At 28.3% G+C, this 3,977-nt stretch carries 4 protein-coding genes; 3 read left to right on the top strand and 1 reads right to left on the bottom strand.

The window, feature by feature from the left end; translation table 11 throughout:
- On the bottom strand, positions 1–1,696 hold a 1,696-nt coding region (gene dnaG, locus U9R42_04365), incomplete at its 3' end, for a DNA primase (GenBank protein MEA3495250.1).
- A gap of 141 nt (positions 1,697–1,837) precedes the next feature.
- On the opposite strand from dnaG, the gene U9R42_04360 reads away from it, so the two are divergent.
- The 3 genes from U9R42_04360 to U9R42_04350 form a co-directional block, all read left to right on the top strand.
- Complete coding sequence (locus U9R42_04360) at positions 1,838–2,077, top strand: hypothetical protein (protein ID MEA3495249.1); 240 nt, start codon at positions 1,838–1,840, stop codon at positions 2,075–2,077.
- A gap of 376 nt (positions 2,078–2,453) precedes the next feature.
- Positions 2,454–3,536: a mannose-1-phosphate guanylyltransferase gene (locus U9R42_04355; GenBank protein ID MEA3495248.1), complete on the top strand. Its 1,083-nt coding sequence runs from the start codon at positions 2,454–2,456 to the stop codon at positions 3,534–3,536.
- A 237-nt stretch (positions 3,537–3,773) separates the two neighbouring features.
- On the top strand, positions 3,774–3,977 hold a 204-nt coding region (locus U9R42_04350), incomplete at its 3' end, for a hypothetical protein (protein MEA3495247.1).

Here is a 3,977-nt window from a genome sequence, read left to right as displayed (position 1 = left end):
AAATACTTTTACCATATCTTGTTTTCCAATTTTGACTTAATTCATTTTTAATGGTTACAAAAGAAGTTGCAAAATCTTGAAATTGAATATTTGTATTAATTAAATAGTGATTAATTTCAGGGTATTTGTTGTTGTTGTTATAATAATTAATGTAATCGTTAAAAATTTCAAGGTAAAGAGGGTTTTTCCATTCGGATTCTTTTACATGTTCAATAATTTTCTCTGCAACACTTATTCCTTCTTCATATTCATTACTACCATATAAAATAAGAAGTTTTACAATTCCTTTCTCTTGTTCTTCTGATGTTTGGATAGAAAATTTTTCGTTTAGAGATATTTTATCTTTTTCATCTCTTTTAGATTTAAACTTTGCTCTTTTTATTTCATCTTTTTGTTTGGATAGTAAAATCCTGTCTAATTCAGTATAAAGAGTTTCTTCATCAATATCTAGTTTTCGTCCAAGGTTTTTAATATAAATACTCCTACTTATGTGATTAGGAATAAAAGCAATTGACTTTACGATATTTCGTAATGCATCAGCCTTTTTAATCGGGTCATCTTTTTCTTTATCAAATAAAAGCTTTGTTTTAAAAAAAATAAAATCCTCTGCATTCTCATCAATAAAAATTTTAAGTTCTTGAGGGTTGTTTTTCTTTGAAAATGAATCGGGATCTTCACCTTCCGGCAATGAAATAGCTTTAACATTAAGTTCATTTTTTAATGCAATATCAATACCTCTCAAAGAAGCTTTTGTGCCTGCTTCATCTCCATCAAAAATAAAAATTAAATTATCGGTATATTTTTTTATGAGTTTAGTATGCTGTTCTGTAAGGCTTGTTCCAAGCGAAGCAACAACATTTCCAACTCCAGCTTGTGATAAAGCAACTACATCAGTATATCCTTCTACAAGAAAAACCTCCGATCTTTTACGAATCATATCCTTTGCAAGGTCAAGCCCATATAAAATTTGACTTTTATTGTAAACTTTTGTTTCAGGGGAATTAATATATTTTGCTTCTTTGGGATTTTTTTTAAGAATTCTACCACCGAAGCCAATTGCTCTGCCAGCAACAGAATGAATTGGAAAAATTACGCGTTCCCTGAATCTATCAATCAATTGACCATCATGTGTTTTAATAGATAATCCTGCTGCAATTAAATGCTTTTCATTAAATTTCTTTTTTATTGCCGCTTTTGAAAATGAATTTCTTTCAGCAGAACTAAATCCTATTTTAAATTTATTAATTGTTTCACTACTTATTCCTCTATTTTTAAGGTACTCTAATCCAATTCTTTTACCCTCATCTGTGTTTAATAAATAATCATGATAAAAATCCTCTGCAAAAGAAAGTACAATATGCAAACTACTTATTTCATCTCTTTCTTTTTGAGCTTCTTCGGTATTGTCTTCTTCAATTTCAATTCTGTATTTTTTAGCAAGATAACGTAAAGCGTCAGGATAAGACATTTTTTCGTGGTCCATTAAAAAACGAACTACATTTCCTGCTTTTCCACAACCAAAACATTTAAAGATTTCTTTTACAGGCGAAACATAAAAAGAAGGAGTTTTTTCATCATGAAAAGGACAGAGTCCCACATAGTTTGCACCTTTCTGTTTAAGGTTTACAAACTCTCCAATTACCTCTTCAAGTTTTGCAACCGCAAATATTTCGTCAATGGTTTCTTGTGGAATCATTTTTACAAAAAAGTTAAATCAATCAACTTACTTAAGGGAGGTTCTATAAATACATTCGCATTAAGATTTCCAGAGTTTTTTATAGACAATGAAAAATTTTGAAACACTATCGGGATAATGTAAAAAGTTTTGAAGAAGTATATGAAAAACTCTGAAAACCCTTTGGGAACAAAGATAATAAATAATCTGACTGCGTTAAAATTTTGCTCAATAGCTACGGTTATTCAGAAAAATTTATGCCTTGCATCTTATTCATTATCTTTGTTTCTTAAAAGAAATGCATTTATAGAACCTCCCTTAACATTAATTAAAAGGTTAAATTTAGTCAAAATTAGTTTTAGGGAACTTCTAATAATTAAGATTTTTTTCAAAATATCATAAAATTAATTTTATACCAAATTGTGTTCAAAGCTACCAATATAATTCGTTTCTTTTTTGTTTGAATGATGCATTTTTGGTATTAACATAAAAATAGCTTCTCTGTTGATTTGTGTTGGTAAAAAAAAATAAAACCACAGTATTTGACATAGAACCTAAAAATAGAAATAAATGTAAAATTTCTTCAATAAACTGTTATTCTAAACCATAACGATTGAAATAAAATATCTCTCCAATGAGTTTTTCATAAAATACTTCAACACAAATCCCCACAACAATCTATAACACAGTAAAATACAATATTTTTTAAAGTAAATTTAAGAAATTAAATAATTTAAATTACTTTTGTAGTATTAAAAAATCAGAAAGCAAATAATTTATGAACAAACATTTTTATACAATTATAATGGCAGGTGGAGTAGGAAGTAGATTTTGGCCATTGAGTAAGAAAAAAAATCCTAAGCAATTTTTAGATGTATTAAATACAGGTAAATCATTATTTGAAGCAACATATTCGAGATTTTCTCAATTGTGCTTAAAAGAAAATATTTACATTGTTGCAAATCAGGATTATGATGAATTAATAAAACAACAAATCCCCGGTATCAATGACGACCAAGTTTTATTGGAACCGATAGCCAGAAACACTGCCCCATGCATAGCTTATGCTGTTTATAAAATCAAGCAGAAAGACCCTGAAGCTGTTGTTGTAATAGCCCCCTCAGATCATTTAATTCTTAATGAGTCCGTTTTTATTGATACTGTTAAAAGTGCAATGAATTTTGCATCACAAAAAGATATTCTTGTAACTCTGGGAATCAAGCCTAACAGACCTGATACAGGATACGGATATATCCAAATGGATGATGATAAAAAAGAAAATAATTTTTATAAAGTAAAAACATTTACTGAAAAACCTGATATTGAATTAGCAAAGAAATTTGTTAATAGCGGTGAATTTTCATGGAATGCAGGGATTTTTATTTGGAGTGTAAATAGTATTACAAAAGCATTTGAAGAAAATTTACATGAAGTAAGTAGCTGTTTTAATTCCGAGGAAAATGTATATTTTACAACTAAAGAAAATGACTTTATAAAAAATGCATATAACTCCTGCCCTACTATTTCTATTGATTATGGCATTATGGAAAAGGCAAATAATGTTTATGTTACACATGGGAACTTCGGTTGGTCAGATATTGGAACATGGAACTCATTATTTGAATTTGTTGAAAAAGATAAAAATAATAATGCTATTAAAGGAAAATATGTTTTTACAAGAAACACAAAAGATTGTATTATTAATGTTTCTAATAATAAATTAATTGCTGTTAACAATGTTGAAAATCTGATTATTGTTGAATCTGATGATATTATTTTGGTTGCAAATAAATCTGACGAACAAGATATAAAACATGTTGTAAATGAAATAAAATCTAAATACAGGGAAAAATTTATTTAAAACTCAAGTTTCGCATTTGAATATAAAAAATTGACATTCTGAAACTTATTAAATGTCGAGTTATGATAACATAAAGAAAATCAATAGTATAATAATTCCATAATGAATTGTTTCATACTTTGTGATTCTTCGTGTCTTAGAGCCTTCGTGGCTAATTATCAATATCTTGCCACAAAGACACCAAGGCACAAAGTTGCACTAAGAAAAAATACATAATATAACAGTCAGATAACAAATATGTTAGCACACAGAATTATTATGCGAAACTTGAGTTTAAAATCAAAAAGTAAAATTCTCGCTGTACTTTTAATGGTTTTATACTCAACCAGCGATTTTGGGAGAATTTGTGAAAAAGTAGTAAACAAAAAAAACCACTTAAAATTAAGTGGTTTTTTTGTGATCCCGCTGGGGCTCGAACCCAGGACCCTCGGCTTAAAAGGC

The organism is Bacteroidota bacterium (genome assembly GCA_034723125.1).
Lineage (GTDB): Bacteria > Bacteroidota > Bacteroidia > CAILMK01 > JAAYUY01 > JAYEOP01.
Note: the sequence above shows the minus strand (reverse complement) of the source record. Positions and strands in the feature narration are given on the sequence as shown.

Bases quoted from the DNA above. Each gene is read 5' to 3' on its own strand.
- U9R42_04360 (MEA3495249.1), top strand. From the start codon at position 1,838: ATGAAAAACTCTGAAAACCCTTTGGGAACAAAGATAATAAATAATCTG.
- U9R42_04355 (MEA3495248.1), top strand. From the start codon at position 2,454: ATGAACAAACATTTTTATACAATTATAATGGCAGGTGGAGTAGGAAGT.